17 protein-coding genes and 2 pseudogenes are annotated in these 17,448 nt (G+C 60.2%); 14 read left to right on the top strand and 5 right to left on the bottom strand.

Annotation, left to right across the window (positions count from 1 at the left end; translation table 11 throughout):
* The 6 genes and pseudogenes from BN1120_RS21435 to BN1120_RS01260 form a co-directional block, all read left to right on the top strand.
* Positions 1–677, top strand: a pseudogene (locus BN1120_RS21435) (hypothetical protein); the annotation flags it as partial.
* 30 nt (positions 678–707) lie between these two features.
* A complete protein-coding gene (locus BN1120_RS01280) occupies positions 708–1,298 on the top strand; it encodes a sigma-70 family RNA polymerase sigma factor (protein WP_080767841.1) in 591 nt (196 codons plus the stop codon).
* Complete coding sequence (locus BN1120_RS01275) at positions 1,291–2,034, top strand: DUF3379 domain-containing protein (RefSeq protein ID WP_042014390.1); 744 nt, start codon at positions 1,291–1,293, stop codon at positions 2,032–2,034. The genes BN1120_RS01280 and BN1120_RS01275 overlap by 8 nt, the downstream gene beginning before the upstream one ends.
* Before the next feature lie 408 nt (positions 2,035–2,442).
* Complete coding sequence (locus BN1120_RS01270; RefSeq protein WP_042014389.1) at positions 2,443–3,714, top strand: outer membrane protein transport protein; 1,272 nt, start codon at positions 2,443–2,445, stop codon at positions 3,712–3,714.
* A 251-nt stretch (positions 3,715–3,965) separates the two neighbouring features.
* Entirely contained in the window at positions 3,966–5,222 is a 1,257-nt protein-coding gene (locus BN1120_RS01265) for an outer membrane protein transport protein (protein WP_042014388.1), read from the top strand.
* Between the two features lie 116 nt (positions 5,223–5,338).
* Entirely contained in the window at positions 5,339–6,580 is a 1,242-nt protein-coding gene (locus BN1120_RS01260; protein WP_042014386.1) for an EAL and HDOD domain-containing protein, read from the top strand.
* A 61-nt stretch (positions 6,581–6,641) separates the two neighbouring features.
* Here the strand turns inward: BN1120_RS01260 and BN1120_RS01255 are convergent, their stop codons facing one another.
* A complete protein-coding gene (locus tag BN1120_RS01255) occupies positions 6,642–7,808 on the bottom strand; it encodes a thiolase family protein (protein ID WP_042014385.1) in 1,167 nt (388 codons plus the stop codon).
* A 132-nt stretch (positions 7,809–7,940) separates the two neighbouring features.
* Here BN1120_RS01255 and BN1120_RS01250 point away from each other — a divergent pair, with 132 nt between their 5' ends.
* Positions 7,941–8,339, top strand: coding sequence for a MerR family transcriptional regulator (locus BN1120_RS01250; protein ID WP_010674655.1), 399 nt, complete (start codon positions 7,941–7,943; stop codon positions 8,337–8,339).
* Between the two features lie 108 nt (positions 8,340–8,447).
* Here BN1120_RS01250 and BN1120_RS01245 read toward each other — a convergent pair whose 3' ends face one another.
* Positions 8,448–9,131 (bottom strand): dicarboxylate/amino acid:cation symporter, encoded by a 684-nt coding sequence (locus BN1120_RS01245; protein WP_308444222.1) that lies wholly within the window; start codon positions 9,129–9,131, stop codon positions 8,448–8,450.
* An 82-nt stretch (positions 9,132–9,213) separates the two neighbouring features.
* Between BN1120_RS01245 and BN1120_RS01240 the strand changes: the two genes are divergently transcribed.
* Positions 9,214–9,636 carry a hypothetical protein gene (locus BN1120_RS01240; protein WP_042014381.1) on the top strand — a complete coding sequence of 141 codons (423 nt, stop codon included), beginning with the start codon at positions 9,214–9,216 and terminating at the stop codon, positions 9,634–9,636.
* 26 nt (positions 9,637–9,662) lie between these two features.
* Here BN1120_RS01240 and BN1120_RS01235 read toward each other — a convergent pair.
* A pseudogene (locus BN1120_RS01235) lies at positions 9,663–10,253 on the bottom strand (dicarboxylate/amino acid:cation symporter); the annotation flags it as partial.
* Positions 10,254–10,521: 268 nt separating this feature from the next.
* Between BN1120_RS01235 and ppnP the strand changes: the two are divergent.
* From ppnP to BN1120_RS01220, 3 genes are all read left to right on the top strand, one after another.
* Complete coding sequence (gene ppnP, locus BN1120_RS01230; protein WP_010674653.1) at positions 10,522–10,806, top strand: pyrimidine/purine nucleoside phosphorylase; 285 nt, start codon at positions 10,522–10,524, stop codon at positions 10,804–10,806.
* 156 nt (positions 10,807–10,962) lie between these two features.
* Entirely contained in the window at positions 10,963–12,345 is a 1,383-nt protein-coding gene (locus BN1120_RS01225) for an L-serine ammonia-lyase (RefSeq protein ID WP_010674652.1), read from the top strand.
* A gap of 284 nt (positions 12,346–12,629) precedes the next feature.
* The gene (locus BN1120_RS01220) at positions 12,630–14,000 is read left to right on the top strand and encodes an L-serine ammonia-lyase (protein WP_039039104.1); all 1,371 of its coding nucleotides are present in this window, start codon (positions 12,630–12,632) and stop codon (positions 13,998–14,000) included.
* A 161-nt stretch (positions 14,001–14,161) separates the two neighbouring features.
* Here the strand turns inward: BN1120_RS01220 and BN1120_RS01215 are convergent, their stop codons facing one another.
* Positions 14,162–15,124, bottom strand: coding sequence for a lytic murein transglycosylase (locus BN1120_RS01215; RefSeq protein ID WP_042014380.1), 963 nt, complete (start codon positions 15,122–15,124; stop codon positions 14,162–14,164).
* Positions 15,121–15,399: a YcgL domain-containing protein gene (locus BN1120_RS01210; RefSeq protein ID WP_029314494.1), complete on the bottom strand. Its 279-nt coding sequence runs from the start codon at positions 15,397–15,399 to the stop codon at positions 15,121–15,123. Before BN1120_RS01210 ends, BN1120_RS01215 begins: the two co-directional genes overlap by 4 nt.
* 106 nt (positions 15,400–15,505) lie before the next feature.
* Between BN1120_RS01210 and minC the strand changes: the two genes are divergently transcribed.
* Genes minC through minE form a run of 3 tightly spaced genes read left to right on the top strand, consistent with a single transcriptional unit; the run spans position 15,506 to position 17,334 of the window.
* Entirely contained in the window at positions 15,506–16,231 is a 726-nt protein-coding gene (gene minC / locus BN1120_RS01205) for a septum site-determining protein MinC (RefSeq protein ID WP_039039101.1), read from the top strand.
* A gap of 18 nt (positions 16,232–16,249) precedes the next feature.
* Complete coding sequence (minD, locus tag BN1120_RS01200) at positions 16,250–17,062, top strand: septum site-determining protein MinD (protein ID WP_010674647.1); 813 nt, start codon at positions 16,250–16,252, stop codon at positions 17,060–17,062.
* 2 nt (positions 17,063–17,064) lie between these two features.
* On the top strand, positions 17,065–17,334 hold the full coding sequence (minE, locus tag BN1120_RS01195) for a cell division topological specificity factor MinE (protein ID WP_010674646.1): 270 nt from the start codon (positions 17,065–17,067) through the stop codon (positions 17,332–17,334).
* Positions 17,335–17,448: the final 114 nt, after the last annotated feature.

The following is a 17,448-nucleotide window of genomic DNA, read 5'->3' as shown; positions in this document are numbered from 1 at the left end:
TGGTGATGGAAGGGGGGGATGGCAACCGCCTGCCCCCCTTGCCGGCCCCGCCCCTGCCCGCCGGCCTCTCCATGAAGCCGGACGGCGAGCAGCAACAGGAGCGATTCGTGGCCGAGGGGGCGCTTCGCTTCGAGCGCCAGTGGCGCCAGGCCCTGACCGCCGACGAGGCGGGGCGCTATGTGCTGCCCCCCCAGACCCTTCGCTGGTTCAACACCCAGAGCGGCCGCATCGAGGAGGCGCGCCTGCCCGCACATTCTCTGGTCTTCACGGCAAGGGAGAGCGCCACTCCCGCCTCCCCCGCACCAGGGGTCCAGTATCTCTATTGGGTGCTCCTGGCCATCCTGCTGCGGGCATTCATGCGCCGCTGGCCGCGCTGGCGCGCCTTCTATCGCCTGCAACGGGCCCTCGCCACAGGCTCTCCTGACGAGACCAGAGAAACCCTGCTGACCTGGGCCGTCCTGCGCTGGGACACCCCCTGTCTTCATCTGACCAGGCTGCCCTGTCACCGCGACCCCGCCATGGGGGCGCTGCTGGACGACCTGGATCGGGCCTGTTTTGCCCCCGTACTCGCCCCTGGCGAACACCTGCCCAGACAGGCGCTCGCCAGGGAGTTGTGCACCTGGGAGAGCTTTGCGATAGCCTATGGTCTTCGAATACTGGCGTGGATGCGTGCATGATGCGCCCCTCATGAAACAGGACACCCCTTTATGGCGTTAGGTTTTTTCAGAAGAAAAAGGGCCGACACGGGAAAGGATCCCTGCACTTCTCCGGTCTATGGGGAGATGGCTGACAAACAAACCAAGTACGAAGCCCTGGTGCACGCCCTGCACGGGGACATCTACCGCTACGCCTACTGGCTGTGCCGGGATCCGCAAATCGCCGAGGATCTGGTGCAGGAGACTTTCCTGCGCGCCTGGAAGGCGATAGATACCCTGCTGGACGACAAGGCTGCCAAGGCGTGGCTCATCACCATATTGCGGCGGGAGAATGCCCGCCGCTTTGAGCGAAAGCAGTTCGATCTCGTCGACCTCGACGAGCACCCCCTGCGGGATCAGGGTGTCCTGCCAAGCGAGCAGGAGATGGAGCACGAATGGCTCAGGCGCCACATCGCCCGCCTGCCTGCCGAGTATCAGGAGCCGCTGCTGCTGCAGGTTCTGGGGGGATTCAGCGGGGAGGAGATCGCCGAGCAACTCGGCCTGAACAAGAACACCGTCATGACAAGGCTGTTTCGCGCCCGCAACCAGATAAAAGAGGCCATGGAGTCTGCGAAACAACAGAGAGGACACAACAATGGATGAGCTTGAATTTCGCCGCCGGGCCATCACTCACCCCTCGGACAGGGATCCCGCCTTCTTGAAAGCCGCCGAGGCGTCACCGGCCAATCGCAAGCATCTGGACGAGATGCAGCAGCTCGAGCGCCAGGTGCGCAGCACTCTGGAAGTGGACGTACCGGCCGGTCTTGCGGAGCGGATCCTGCTCAGGCAGGCGATGGCAGCCGAAGAGGAGCAGGTGGTCCCGCTGCCCGTCACTCCTGCACGCATGCAATGGCGCGCTCTGGCCATCGCAGCCTCGGTCGCCTTCCTGCTCGGCATGAGCACCCGCTGGATCAGCTGGCCTGTGGCACCGGACACCCTGTCGCTGGCTCAGGTCGCCATGTCCCACGTTTATGGGGAAGAGCCCTTCATTCATGCGGTGGATGAGCGGGTCAGCCTGCACACCATCAACGCGAAAATGGAGAAATATGGCGCCACCCTGAGCGAGATGCCGGGCATGAAGGTAACCTATGTCAACCACTGCGCCTTCTACCAGGGACCGGCCCTGCACATGGTGCTGCAGGGCAAGATGGGACCGGTCACCCTGTTCCTCGTCCCCAAGCACCTGCCACTGACGATCCAGTCCGATTTTGCAGACGGGACCCTCAAGGGGGAGATACTGCCGCTCAAGGGGGCCAACATGGTGCTCATCGGAGACATGCAGGAGCCCCTCGCCCCGGTTGCCCGCCAGCTTGAGTCACACCTGCACTGGTCCATTTAACAGACCTTGACCCAGGCTGACTCGTCCTCCGCCTCAGCCACATCACAGGCAGACATCCTCATTGTCTGCCTGTTCATCCCCATATCCCCGCATGTTCCCGCCCATTGCCCGCGCGAAGTCACATTTCTACCATTTATTTTAAATGACGCAAACGGCACCATTTGTGCTTTATTTATCCAATAATAGATAAATCAGCCTAATAAAACGGCAAGTTAAAACAAATGATTAACACAATGGAAACTTTTATGTATTCTGCTGTCACTGGTCTGATTTCTTACCTCCTACCAGATCCATAGAATCACGCCAGCAATGAATGGGAAGAAGCTGACATAACAACAGATCATGTCGTCAATAGCCGCCAAAGAGCCGCGATGTCGACAGAAAATCTGCTTACAAAGAGAGAACACTATGACAACTGCCTTTTTCAAGAAAAGCCTGATCGCTGCGGCCGTGACCCTGGCCAGCACCCAGACCTTCGCCGCCGCGTTCCAGCTGAACGAGCACTCGGCCTCCGGTCTGGGTCGCGCCTACGCAGGTGAAGCAGCCATCGCCGACAACGCGGCCGTGCTGTCCCGCAACCCGGCGGCCATGACCACCTTCGACAAGATGGCACTGTCTGTATCCGGCACCTATATCAAGCCCGACGTGGATGTGGCTGGCGACATCTATGCCGGCCCCACCAAGCTGGCTCCGTCCAGCGAGAGCGACATCGCCCCCGATGCCTTCGTGCCGGCCACCTACTTCATCCAGCCCCTGAATGATCAGTGGGCCTGGGGGATCGGCCTCTTCTCCAACTACGGCCTCTCCACCGAATATTCCAAGACCTTCGCGGCCGGTGCCGGTGCAGGTGACACCGAGCTGCTGACCTTCAACATCAACCCCAACATCGCCTATCGCATCAACTCCAGCTTCAGCGTCGGTGCCGGCATCAATGTCGTCTACGCCGCCGCCGAGCTGAACCGTTATGCCGGTGCGCTTTCCGCCGCCATTCCAGGTGCCAACTCCGATACCCGTCTGGCTCACCTGAAGGGCGATACCTGGGGCTTTGGCTGGAACGTCGGCACCCTGTACGAGATCAACGAAAACAACCGTCTCGCCCTGACCTACCGCTCCCAGGTGGACTTGAGCTTTGACGGCGACTTCCAGGGCGCCACCTCCGGCAACCGCGTCGTCGATGGCAACCTGAAGCTGGATCTGCCGGCCCAGGCCGAGTTCGCAGGCTACCACCGCCTGAACCAGCAATTCGCTGTCCACTACTCCGTGAACTGGACCGACTGGAGCGCCTTCCAGGAGCTCAAGGCCACCAGCAGCAACTGCGCCGGCGGCGTGTGCCTGCAAAAAGACGAGAAGTTCAAGGACTCTGCCCGTTACGCCCTGGGCGGTACCTGGTACGTCAACCCGTCCTGGGAAGCCCGTATCGGCTTCGCCTACGACAACAGCCCCATCGAGCCGGAATACCGCAGCCTGAGCATTCCTGACTCCGACCGTATCTGGTACAGCGCCGGTGCCACCTACCACATCAATCCGGACATGAGCCTCGACTTCGGCATGGCCTATCTGGACGGCAAGGAAGTGGACGTGAACGAAGGCCTGCGCAACCACAGCGATGCGCTGCGCTGGAAGGGCACCTCTCACGGCAACGCCCTGCTGGCTTCCGCCCAGTTCAACATGAAATTCTGATTTTCATGTCATCATCGAGAGCGCCCCAGGGCGCTCTTTTTTTATCCAATTTCGCCAACTGAGCGCACAGCTGTAGTAAACAACTGTACTCTTTTCTTTTTTTATCAAGCTGTTATGGGGATTTCTTTCAGCATTTAATCCCGTTTTGCCCCACGTTCCCCTCTCCCCGTTGCCTTGCTGGTCATACCATATAAAATCCCGGCCCCAACCGAATAACAGAATGAACACCCAGTTCATCCCGAGGAAAGACCATGCATCCGACGTTCAAACCCTCCCTCATAGCCCTCTTGCTGCTGTCGAGCCAGGTGCAGGCTGCCGGCTTCCAACTCGCGGAGCAATCCGCCACCGGCATGGGGCGTGCCTTCGCGGGTGAGGCCGCCATCGCCGACAATGCCAGCGTGCTCTCCCGCAATGCCGCCGCCATGACCCGGTTCGATACCCTGGCCTTCTCCGGCGGCGTCATCCACGTGCACCCCGACGTCAACATCGAGGGCACCACACGGGTGCCTACCCCCCAGGGGCCGGTCAGCCTGGATGCCGGAGCCCACGACATTGCGGGTGACGCCTGGGTGCCCAACGCCTATCTCATCGTGCCCCTCAACGAGCAATGGCGCCTCGGGCTTGCCGCCACCTCCTATTACGGACTCGGGGTCAAGATGCCGGAGAACTACAACGCCGGTCACTTCGGCAACGTCTCCGACATCAAGACCATGGATCTGGGGGCCTCCCTGGCCTATCGCATCAACCGTGTCTGGTCCGTCGGGGCCGGTCTCTCCGCCATTCAGGGGGAAGGGGAAGTGGGCGGCACTTTCCCCTCCAACAACCAGATAGCCAAGCACCTGAAAGGGGATGGCTGGGCCATGGGCTGGAACCTGGGCACCCTGCTTGAGTTGTCGCAGGCAACCCGCATCGGTCTCTCCTATCGCCACGACGTCACCCTGACCCTCTCCGGTGACGCCATCGGCATCGATCAAAGGGGCCAGCCATTCACCGATACCGGCAGCCTGGATCTGCCCCTGCCCGCCACCGCCGAGCTGGCTCTGTTCCATCAGCTCACCCCGGCCCTGGCGCTGCATTCGAGCATCAACTGGACCAACTGGAGCAAGTTCGTGCAGCTCGAATCCGAGCTCGACCACCACGGCACCATGCATATCAAGGAGGAGCACTGGGAAGACAGCTGGCGCTATGCCCTGGGGATGACCTACCAGCTGGCCCCCCAATGGCAATTGCGCTCCGGTATCGCCTACGACCGCAGCCCGGTCCCGGCGGATCGCCGCACCATCTCCATCCCCGACTCGGATCGGGTCTGGTACAGCGCCGGCGTGGGCTATCAGATTGACCGCCACCTCTCGCTGGATCTGGGGCTGACCCTGATCGACGGCAAGAAGGTGGACGTGAGCGAAACTATGCAGCTCAGGCCGGGCATCCCCCAGACCACCTCCACCTTCAATGGCACCTCGGAAGGGGATGCCTGGCTCGCCGGCCTGCAGCTCAACTACCTGTTCTGACACCCCGGGTTTCCTGACAAATAGTATGCCAGTTGTTGACCTTCCCGACCGGTCGGCACTGGCATAGTGATCCGCTTCACCATAGAATCAAGCCTGTAACCATGGTGGAGAGATGCATGTATTCCTATGTAGCAAGGCAGCCCATTCTGGATCGGGAGTTGAACACCCAAGCCTATGAGCTGCTGTTTCGCGACAGCCTGGACAATGTATTTCCCTCCGTCTCCGCACAGCAGGCCACTTCCAGGCTGGTTGCCGAGCAGTTCTTGCAGCAGAACATCGATCAGCTCATCGGAGATCACCCCTGCTACATCAATTTCCCCCACTCCCTGTTGCTGGACGGATTGGCCGAATGCCTCCCCCGTGACAAGGTGGTGATCGAGATCCTGGAGGATGCCGAGCCCGACGATGCGCTGCTGGAGAAAGTGATCCAGCTCTATGGGCTGGGCTATCGGTTGGCGCTGGATGACTTCACCATGGTCTCAGACTGGGACAGGTTCCTCCCCTACATCCATATCATCAAGTTCGACCTGCGCAGCACGCCGCAACCCTGCATCGAGCACTTCATGGCGAATCATCGCCACCTGCCCCTCACCTATCTGGCCGAGAAAGTCGAGGATCAGGCCGAGTTCGAGCGGATGAAGCAGCTCGGCGTCACCCTGTTCCAGGGATTTTTCTTCAGCCGCCCCCAGATGGTGCAACAGCCCACCATACCGCCGGCCCAGCTGGTGGTGATGCAGCTGCTCGAGGTGGTCAATCAGACCGAACCGGATCTGGACAAGATTGAGCAACTGCTCAACCAGGATCTCACCCTCTCCCTCAAGCTGTTGCGCTACATCAACCACCTCAAGCGCTTCCCCCAACCCATCGCCTCGTTTCGCCAGGCCGCAAGTTCCCTGGGGCACGCCCAGCTCAAGCGCTTCGTCGCCCTGATCGCCGCCACCAGTGCGGGGAGTGAAAAGAGCGCCGAGCTCCATCAGATGTCCCTCATCCGAGCCCGGTTCTGCGAACTGCTGGCCCAGACCCATGCGCCCGCAGAGCAGGCACAGCAAGCCTTTGTCACCGGCCTCTTCTCCCTGCTGGACGTGCTCATGGGAGAACCGCTGGATCAGCTGCTCGGCTCCATTCCCCTGATCGACGACATTCGTGCCGCCCTGCTCACCCGCAAGGGCAAGCTCGGGTTCTACCTGGCGTTCTGTGAAGATTTCGAGAAAGCCGACTGGCAGCGGGTCGCCGCCAACACCGTCCGGCTCGGCCTCAACGAAGAGAAGGTCAGCCACCTCTATCTGAGCGCCACCGCCTGGGTCAACCAGCAGCTTCAGGCCATGGAAGAGCAACCGGTCCACTCCCGCCAGACATGACAACGTCCCTCTTGAAGGGACGTTGTCATGTCATCAACCCGCTGCAATCTCACCCACGCATTCAGCCTGCCTCGATGGCGATGGCCGTTGCCTCCCCTCCCCCGATGCACAAGCTCGCCACCCCTCGCCTGAGGCCGCGGGTACGCAGGGCATGGATCAGGGTCACCAGGATGCGGGCGCCACTGGCGCCAAGAGGGTGCCCCAGCGCACAGGCCCCGCCGTTCACGTTCAACTTGTGATGGGGAATGCCGCACCCGGCCATGGCCAGCATGCTCACCATGGCGAATGCCTCGTTCACCTCGAACAGATCCACCTCCTCCACCGACCAGCCCACCCGGGCCAGCAACTTGTCGATGGCGCCGACGGGGGCACTGGTAAACTCCGCCGGCAAGGCCGCGTGACTCTGGTAACCCACTACCCTGGTCAGCACCGGCAATCCGAGCCGGGCAGCGCTCTCGCCCCGCATCAGCACCAGAGCTGCCGCCCCGTCCGAGATGGAACTTGCATTGGCCGCCGTGATGGTGCCGTGCTTGCTGAAGGCCGGCTTGAGGCCGGGGATCTTGTCGGGCCTGGCCTTGCCCGGTTGCTCATCCTCGGCCAGCAGCAGGGTGTGGTCAGCGGTCATGACGGGAGCCAGTTCCGCGGCAAAGGCACCGCTGCGCTGCGCCGTCAGCGCCCGCTCCAGGGAGGCGATGGCAAAGGTATCCATGTCGGCCCGGGTCAGTCCGCTGCGATCGGCACTCAACTGGGCGTAATGACCCATCAGATGGCCTTCGTAGGCATCCTGCAAGCCGTCCAGGAACATGTGATCGAGCACGCTCTGATGCCCCATGCGAAAACCGCTGCGCGCCTTGTCCAGCAGATAGGGGGCGCGGCTCATGCTCTCCATGCCCCCCGCCACCACGACCTCGGCCTCCCCCAGGCGCAGGCTGTCCGCCGCCAGCATCACCGCCTTCATGCCGGAGCCGCACACCTTGTTGATGGTGGTGCAGGGCACGCTGTCCGGCAGCCCCCCCTTGAGCGCCGCCTGGCGGGCTGGCGCCTGGCCGACCCCTGCGCTCAGCACGTTGCCCATATAGACCTCATTGACCTGCTCCCCCGTCATCCCGGCCTGCGCCAGCGCGGCGCGGATGGCGCAGGCGCCAAGCTCGGGGGCACCGAGCCCGCTCAGGGCCCCCTGGAAGGCCCCCATGGGGGTACGTTTGGCCGCCACAATCACGATATCCATCGATAGCACTCTCCTTGTTACATCGGGATAACATATGCCGTGGCCGCGACGGGAACAAGACTTGCGGGGAAGTTGACGTTTGGGTAAGGTGCCAGCCTGCATTGACAACCAGATGGCAGCCAAGACAGCCCCATGACCAAATCCAGGGACGACACCCGCACCTTCAGCATCAGCGAGCTGGCTCGCGAGTTTGATGTGACCACCCGCAGCATCCGCTTCTACGAGGATCAGGGCCTGCTCAACCCGACCCGCCAGGGACAGCACAGGATCTACAGCCGTCAGGACAGGGTGCGGCTCAAGCTGACCCTGCGTGGCAAGCGTCTGGGCTTCAGCCTCGCAGAGATCCGGGAGCTGTTCGATCTCTACGATGCGGACAAGAGCAGCCGCTCCCAGTTGCAGACCATGCTGGGGCTGGTGGCCGACAAGCGGGAGACCCTGCAGCAGCAGCTGGAAGATATCCAGATGGTCCTGCTGGAGCTGGAGGCGGCCGAGCAGCGCTGCCGCCAGGCCCTGGCACACCTCTCCCCCTGAGGCACGCAGACGGGCGAGGCAAGCGGGGATCACCGCCAGCAAATAGACACAAATGAAAGAGGGAGGCTTGAAGCCTCCCTCTTGTCATGCACGGTGGACGACCCGATATCAGGCCTCCTTGCTCCAGCGGTTCGGATCGTAATCCGGGCTGTAGCGATCGACGATGATGGCGCAGGCCGCATCGCCGGTGATGTTCAGCGCGGTGCGGATCATGTCGAACAGACGATCCAGCGCGAACAGCAGCGGCAGACCCTCGATGGGGATCCCGGCCGCCAGCAGCACGGCAACCACCAGGAAGCTCGGGCCCGGTACACCGGCCTGACCGATGGCACCCAGAGTGGAGGTGACGATGATCGCCGCCCAGGCCCCCATGGAAAGATCGATGTTGTAGACCTGGGCGAAGAAGATGGCGACCAGGCCGTAATAGATGGCGTTGCCGCTCATGTTGATGGTGGCGCCCAGCGGCAGCACGAAGGAAGCGGTGGCGTTGGTCACCTTCAGATCGCGCTCGCAGGTCTCCATGTTGACCGGCAGGGTCGCCATGGAAGAGGCGGTGGAGAAGGCCACGATCTGCGGTTTCTTCATCGCGGAGAAGTACTTGCGTACCGGCGTGTTGGAGAAGAACGCGATCAGCAGCGGATAGACCACGAAGCCGAAGATGAGGATGGCGGCGACATAGACGACGAACAGCTTGAGCACCAGGGTCAGCACGTCGAAGCCGTAGGTGCCGATGGCGTCGGCCATCAGGCCGAAGACGCCGATGGGGGCGATCAGCATCACAATGCTTGTTATTTTCTACTACAAACTAACTCATTGATGAATATGAAAAATTGATGTTAGCATGGCCAATAGACAACCTTGTAAAGGAACTTAAATGGACTTACTTACCGCCATTCTTGCTGTATGGGGAGCACTTATATCAACGGGTTTGGCTTGCTTAAAAATCTGGGAGGTTCGTCAAAATCACTTTAGGGTTGAGACGTCTTACAATCTGACCAGCTCAATAACTGAAGGGAATGAAATCTACATAAGAAATCTGAATAACAGGCCGATCACAATTGAGCATTGGGTTTTAGAGTGGCATCAAGGCATTTGGCCCTTTAAGAAAGCAGACACGATATCTATGTCACAAGACTTGTCGGCAGGTAGAAAGATAGAAGCTTATGACAGCATGACTCTTCATTTTACTGACGAAAGCTATTTCTCTACTGGAAAACCGTTATCCGAAGGTAAACGTCTATTTATCAAACTACATTTCGTAGGTAAAAAACGGCCAAAGATAATAAAGGTTTACTAAATGGGACTCATTAAAGACCCTTTGTATGGGATCCGAAACATCACCTTGTTGATCATCCAGACGAAGGCGTCCACCAAGGTGTTGAGCCCGTCCACCAGCGGCTTGGCGCGCTCGCGGGGCTGCTTGGCCAGGGCGATGCCGAGGAACATGCAGAACACCAGGATCTGCAGGATGTTGGCCTCGTTCAAGGCGCTGAACACGTTGGTCGGGATCATGCCGAGCAGGGTGGCCACTGCATCGGGCAGTGCCCCCTTGTCGGCGTAGTCGCCGGAGAACATGGCCGCGGTGGCGCCAAAGTCAACACCCACACCGGGTTTGAACACCTGACCCATCACCAACGCCAGGAACACCGCCAGTGCGGAGGTGACGAGGAAGAAGGCGAGCGTGGTGACGCCAATCTTGCCAGCAGCGGGGCTGGCCCCCAGGTTGGCGGCCCCGGACAGGATGGCCACCGCTACCAGCGGGATCACCAGCATCTTGATCAGCTGGATAAACAGGGTGCCGAGCGGCGCAAACACCGTGGCTTGCTCTCCCATGAGCGCCCCGACCAGCGCGCCCAGCACCATGGCCACCACTACCTGGAAGCCGATGTTTTTGATTAATCCTTTTGTTAACACAGAATGTTCCTTTATTTAGCAATTACTCACACTTTTACAGCGTAAATGACCACCCAGAGCGTCAAATCCTCTCCATTGCTCTGGCGGTGCGCTTTATCTCATATTTGCGCCCCGTTTTACATCAGAATCCGTTAACGAAATGCATTGATAACTTTATGAGAAAGTGAAGCCTCAAAAGAGACACGGCTGTTTTTGCTCCTTTTACCATGACAACATCCAAAACAGTGTGCTACGTTGGCTCTGCAAACGTGCATACAGGGAAGAAAAGATGCTGAAAGTTAACGAGTATTTTGATGGAAATGTTAAATCCATCGGTTTCGAGCAAAAAGGCGAGAAAGCTACCGTTGGTGTGATGGAAGCGGGCGAGTACCTGTTCAATACCGCCGCCCCGGAGCGCATGACGGTGATCAAGGGCGCCCTCACCATCCAGCTGGCCGACGAAGATGAGTGGCACACCTACCAGCAGGGGGAATCCTTCGACGTGGCCGGTCACTCCTCCTTCAAGCTGGAAGTGAAGATCGCCTCCGCCTATCTGTGCGAGTTCCTCGACTGATGTATCACGGGCGCCATGGGATGCCGAGCGGCTCCCCCATGGCGCGTCTCTCCCGCGCCCATTTCCCTACCGCCATCACACCCCGCTATCTCCCCCCTTTTCAACGACTACAAAAAATTTACAATGTTTAGACGAAATCCATAATTGGAGTACGTCATGATCAGTGTCTTCGACATGTTTTCCATCGGGATAGGCCCCTCCTCCTCCCATACCGTGGGACCGATGCGGGCCGCCTGCGCCTTCATCCAGACCCTCAAAGCGAACGCACTCCTCTCCCGTACCGGACGCGTCGTCGTCGAGTGCTACGGCTCACTGGGCCAGACCGGCAAGGGGCACGGCACCGGCAAGGCCATCATCCTGGGATTGGCCGGATTTGAACCCGAATCCGTGGACATCGAGGCCATTCCCGCCTTCCTCGCCCAGGTAGAGCAGACCCAGACCCTCTGCCTTGGCGGTGAGCAACCCAGCGAATTTCCCCGCATCGGCGCCATCCTCTTCAACCGGCGCAAGACCCTTCCCGCCCACTCCAACGGCATGACATTGCGCGCCTATGAGGGTGACACCCTTGTGTTCGAGCAGACCTACTACTCCATCGGGGGCGGTTTCATCATCGAGGAGAGTCACTTCGCCAACGCCCGGGAAGAGGCGGCCCGCTTCGATGCCGCCCACCCCATCCCCTATCCCTTCGAGAGCGGCGCCGAACTGCTGGCCCAGTGCCAGGAGAGCGGCCTCTCCATCTCGGGGCTGATGCTGGCCAACGAGAAGGTGTTTCGCTCGGAAGCGGAGATCAAGGCCGGGCTTCGCAAGATCTGGCAGGCGATGCAGGGGTGTGTGGAGCGTGGCTGCAAGAGCGAGGGGGTGCTGCCAGGCGGCCTCAAGGTCAAGCGTCGGGCTCCCGCCCTCTATCGCCAGCTCTGTGGCGAGACCAATTTCAACAAGGATCCGCTGATGGTGATGGAGTGGGTGGATCTCTTTGCGCTGGCCGTCAACGAGGAGAACGCCGCCGGAGGCCGGGTGGTGACGGCGCCGACCAACGGCGCCGCCGGCATCATCCCCGCGGTGTTGCACTATTACGATCGCTTCGTGCGCAAGGTGGATGACGAGCTGCTGATGCAGTACTTCCTCACCGCCGCCGCCATCGGCATCCTCTACAAGAAGAATGCCTCCCTCTCGGGGGCCGAGGTGGGCTGTCAGGGCGAGGTCGGCGTGGCCTGCTCCATGGCCGCTGGTGCCCTGGCCGAGCTGCTGGGCGCCAGCCCCGCCATCGTCGAGAACGCCGCCGAGATCGGCATGGAGCACAATCTCGGGCTGACCTGCGATCCCGTCGGTGGCCTGGTGCAGGTGCCCTGCATCGAGCGCAACGCCATGGGCGCGGTCAAGGCGATCAATGCCGCCCGCCTCGCCCTGCGCGGCACCGGCGAGCACAAGGTGTCACTGGACAAGGTGATCAGAACCATGTGGGAAACCGGCAACGACATGAAGACCAAGTACAAGGAGACCGCACGGGGCGGCCTTGCCGTCAACATCACCGAGTGTTAAGCCGCTGTGATAAAGCTGCATATGGCTCTCGAATACCCGGCATCGCCGGGTATTTTTTTGCAAAACGTTTGTCTGGCGCTTAACAAAATGGATAACCATCAAAATAAATTTTATACTCGCGCCACGAATTCAACAAAAATAGATCTGTTTCAACTTTTTTTAGGCATTGAACCGTTACACTGTGGTTATCCGGTTCCCTGGCCTTTGTGACGACAGACCCGTCCCATGGATCCCTTTTCTGCGAGTGGGCATGGCGCCCCCTTCTACCCTGAGGTAATTGTTACATGATCAGCGTTTTTGATATCTTCAAAATCGGTGTTGGCCCCTCCTCTTCCCACACTGTCGGCCCCATGAAGGCAGCCAAACAGTTCGTGGATGAACTGCGTGCTGGCGGCAAGATCCGTGACATCACCCGGATCCAGGTCGATGTCTATGGCTCACTCTCCTGGACCGGCAAAGGCCACCACACGGATACCGCCATCATCATGGGTCTGGCGGGCAACCTGCCGGAGAACGTCGACATCGACGCCATCCCCGAATTCATCTCCCGCGTGGAGCAGACCGGTCGTCTGCCCATCGGCCTGCACTGCCACACCGTCAGCTTCCCCAAGGGCGCCATGATCTTCCATGACGAGGCCCTGCCCCTGCACGAAAACGGCATGAGGCTGACTGCCTTCATCGAAGATGACGCCGTCTACAGCAAGACCTACTACTCCATCGGCGGTGGCTTCATCGTCGACGAAGAGAACTTTGGCAAGGGTGACAGCGGCGACATGTCCGTCAGCTATCCCTTCAAGAGTGCCGCCGAGCTCATCGCCCACTGCAGCCAGAGCGGTCTCTCCATCTCCGCCCTGATGATGGAAAACGAGAAGTGCTTCAACACCCCGGAAGAGATCTACAAGAAGCTCGGCAAGATCTGGACCACTATGCGGGAAGGGATCGAGCGCGGCTGCCGCACCGAGGGCGTCCTCTCCGGCCCGCTGCGCGTACCGCGCCGCGCCGCCCCGCTCTACCGCCAGCTGACCACCAACGAGAACCTCTCCAACGATCCCATGAACATCGTGGACTGGGTCAACATGTTCGCCCTGGCGGTGAGTGAAGAGAACGCCGCCGGTGGCCGCGTCGTCACCGCGCCGACCAACGGCGCCGCCGGCATCATCCCGGCCGTGCTGGCCTACTACGACAAGTTCATCCAGCCGGTAGGCCGCGACGAGTACACCCGTTTCTACCTGGCCGCCGCCGCCGTCGGCATGCTCTACAAGATGAACGCCTCCATCTCCGGCGCTGAAGTGGGTTGCCAGGGTGAGGTGGGTGTCTCCTGCTCCATGGCCGCCGCCGGCCTGACCGAACTCATGGGCGGCAGCCCGGAGCACGTCTGTGAAGCCGCCGAGATCGGCATGGAGCACAACCTGGGTCTGACCTGCGACCCGGTGGCCGGCCAGGTACAGGTACCCTGCATCGAGCGCAATGCCATCGCCGCCATGAAGGCAGTCAACGCCTCCCGCATGGCCCTGCGTCGCACCTCCAAGCCGCGTGTATCGCTGGACAAGGTGATCGAGACCATGTACATCACCGGCAAGGACATGGACTCCAAGTACCGCGAGACCTCCCGCGGTGGCCTGGCCATCAAGGTGATGCAGGTTGCCTGCGACTAACGCCGAGTCGCGATGACATGAAAAAAGCGGGATATATTCCCGCTTTTTTTTGGTCGCGATTTAAAGGGCAGCGTTCGTGGATAAAGGGAGGCCGACAAGGGATAAAAAGAGACGGGCATATCACCTCCACCCGTTCGCCGTGACAGGATAACGGGGGAGAGCTATTTCACGATGCGATCGGCCAGGGTGCCGACGGCCACCACGAAATAGGGGGAGCGATTCCAGTGACGCAGTACCCGGTAATTGTCATAGGCAAGGTAGCTTCGCCCGTGAATATCGTCGGGGCGGATGAGGGAGGCCTGCATGTCGACCGCAGGCAGAGGTGAGCCGTCCTGCTGGCGAACCCCGAGGGCCTGCCAGGTCGCCAGGGACTTGCGGGTATCAAGCCCCAGCAAGGCGGGGTCCAGGCGTTCTGGCACCCTCACCCGCCGTCCCCAGGTCTGGTCTTCGCGCCAGCCGTTCTGGCTCAGATAATTGGCAGCCGATCCAAATACATCCGCCAGATTGCCCCAGAGATCCTTCTTGCCATCCCCGTCCTGATCCACCGCGTATCGCAGGAATGACGAGGGCATGAACTGCACCTGTCCCATGGCCCCCGCCCAGGATCCCTTGAAGTTGGCGGGGTTCACATGTCCCTGCTCCAGAATGCGCAGGGCATCGAACAACTCGCCTTTGAAGAAGGCTTCACGGCGACCGTCCCAGGCCAGGGTCGAGAGAGAAGAGATAAGGGGATAATGGCCGGTTATTTTGCCGAAATTGGTTTCAATTCCCCACAAGGCAACAATAAAGCGGGGCTGAACCCCATATTCCCGGCCTATTTTTGTGAGCAGCGGCAAATGCTGGCGATATAAGGTTTGGGCTTGCTTGACTTTCCATTCCGGCACCGCCTGGGGAATATATGTGTCCAGGGTCAGTTTGAATTCCGGCTGATTTTTGTCGTGCCTGATGACGGCATCGACAAGGTGGACATCCGCAAAGGCCGCACTCACCGTCTCGGGCAACATGCCCGCCGCCAGCGCCTGCTCTTTGAGGCTTGCCACGTACTGGTCAAAATCGGGGCCGGCCTGCACCGGCGATCCCGACAGGGCGCCTGACAACAGCAGTGCCAGCCGCCCCGCCCTCATCGTGCGCCCTTTAATTGCGCCTTGTGCTGCTCCAGCAGGTTTTCCGGTGGCGGTGGCACCTGCAGATAAAAGCCCTGGCTCTTCAGGGCGGCCATCACCCGCTCCGTGGAGGCCAGCCCCAGGGGCTTGGCCGGGTCCAGTTTGGTCATCAGGACCAGTTCGGGACGCCCGAAGGTACTCATCAGCACCTCGGGAACGCGGGAAAAGTCCTCTCTTCGTTCAATAAAGAGATAGGTCTCGGCTTTTTTGCGACTTTTATAGACTGCACACAACATGGAAATTGATATAATCCGACGGGTTTATTGCCTCTGGTGGTGGCAAACTATAACATCAGGAATTGAATAACAATAACGTATTACCGTCTCGGTTCGGGGAAGATTCATGGTTGAACGCGATAACGAATTGAAAGGGACCACCTTCACTATTTCTGTGTTGCATCTCAGCGATGGCAATCCGGCCCGGATCCGACAACTGCTGGAGGCCAAGGTCGCGCAGGCCCCCCAGTTTTTTAATTGTGCCCCCCTCGTCCTCAATGTGGAACGCCTCGAGGCGATCCCCGATTTCGAACAACTCAGGGAGCTGGTCGAGTCGGAAGACTTCGTGCTGGTCGGGATCACGGGGGCGCGGGACGAGGCGATGAAGACGGCCGCCAAGGCGGCAGGCCTCGCCGTCATGGTGTCAGGCAAGAGCCGCAAGGCAGAACCTGAGCCGACGCCGCCAGTGCCTGAGCCCAAGCCAGTGGAGGCCGCACCGGTTCCTCCGGTGCCAGCGCCCGTGGAGGCAAGCAAGGTCCACGTGGGCCCGGTGCGCTCCGGTCAGCAGATCTATGCAGCCGGCACCTCGCTGGTGGTGCTGGGCTCGGTGAGCCCTGGCGCCGAAGTCATCGCCGATGACAGCATCCATGTTTATGGTGCCCTGCGTGGCCGAGCCATCGCAGGCGCCAAGGGCAATCCCAAGGCCCGCATTTATTGCCAGCAATTGCAGGCCGAGCTGCTCTCCATCGCGGGCACCTTCCAGCTCAGCGATGCATTGCCTGCAGGCGTGATACAAGAGCCGGTCCATATCCGGCTCGACAATGAACAACTTCGTATAGACCGAATCAAATAGAGTTACAAGGAAGCGAGAATGGCGCGAATCATAGTCGTTACATCGGGCAAGGGTGGCGTTGGCAAGACGACAACCAGCGCGGCACTGAGCACCGGTCTGGCCCAGCGTGGCCACAAGACCGTGGTCATCGATTTTGACATTGGTCTGAGAAACCTGGACCTCATCATGGGTTGCGAGCGGCGCGTGGTCTATGACTTCGTCAACGTCATCAACGGGGAAGCCAACCTCAACCAGGCCCTCATCAAGGACAAGCGTTGCGAAAACCTGTTCATCCTGCCCGCCTCCCAGACCCGGGACAAGGATGCCCTGACCCGTGAAGGGGTGGAGAAGATCCTGGATCAGCTGGCGGAGATGCAGTTTGACTACATCGTCTGCGACTCCCCCGCCGGTATCGAATCCGGCGCCCTGATGGCGCTCTATTTCGCCGACGAGGCCATCGTCACCACCAACCCGGAAGTCTCTTCCGTGCGTGACTCGGATCGCATCCTCGGTATCCTGGCCTCCAAGTCCCGCCGTGCCGAGCGCGGTGAGGATCCCATCAAGGAGCACCTGCTGCTGACCCGCTACTGCCCGACCCGCGTCAACCGCGGCGACATGCTGAGCGTGCAGGACGTGCAGGAGATCCTGGCCATCAAACTGCTCGGAGTAATCCCGGAGTCCCAGGCGGTGCTGCGCGCCTCCAACTCCGGCGAGCCGGTCATTCTGGACAAGGAGTCCGATGCCGGTCAGGCCTACGAGGACGCCGTCGCCCGTCTGCTGGGTGACACCAAGGATTTCCGTTTTCTGGAAGAAGAGAAGAAGGGCTTCTTTAGCCGACTGTTCGGGAGTTAAGCATGTCATTATTGGATTATTTTCGTTCCAACAAGAAACAGAACACCGCACAACTGGCCAAAGAGCGGTTGCAGATCATCGTGGCTCACGAGCGTTCATCCAGAGGGGGGCCGGATTACCTGCCCCAGCTCAAGCAGGACATCCTCGACGTGATCCGCAAATACGTGCAGATCGACCCGGACAAGATCACCGTCCAGCTTGATCAGAAGAGTGACGAGTTGTCGGTGCTGGAGCTCAACATCACCTTCGCCGACGACCAGAAGAAGGGATGAGCTGACGCACCATGCGCGACCCCTTCCCCCAATGAAGACCGGATCCTTTCCCAGGATCCGGTTTTTTAATGCCTGGCGTCCCGGCATCTCGCCAAGGGCATCAGGGCCAGCTAG

It is taken from the genome of Aeromonas caviae (assembly GCF_000819785.1).
GTDB classification, from domain to species: Bacteria; Pseudomonadota; Gammaproteobacteria; order Enterobacterales; family Aeromonadaceae; genus Aeromonas; species Aeromonas caviae.
The sequence above is the reverse complement of the archived record's forward strand: the minus strand, read 5'-3'. Positions and strand labels throughout refer to the sequence as shown.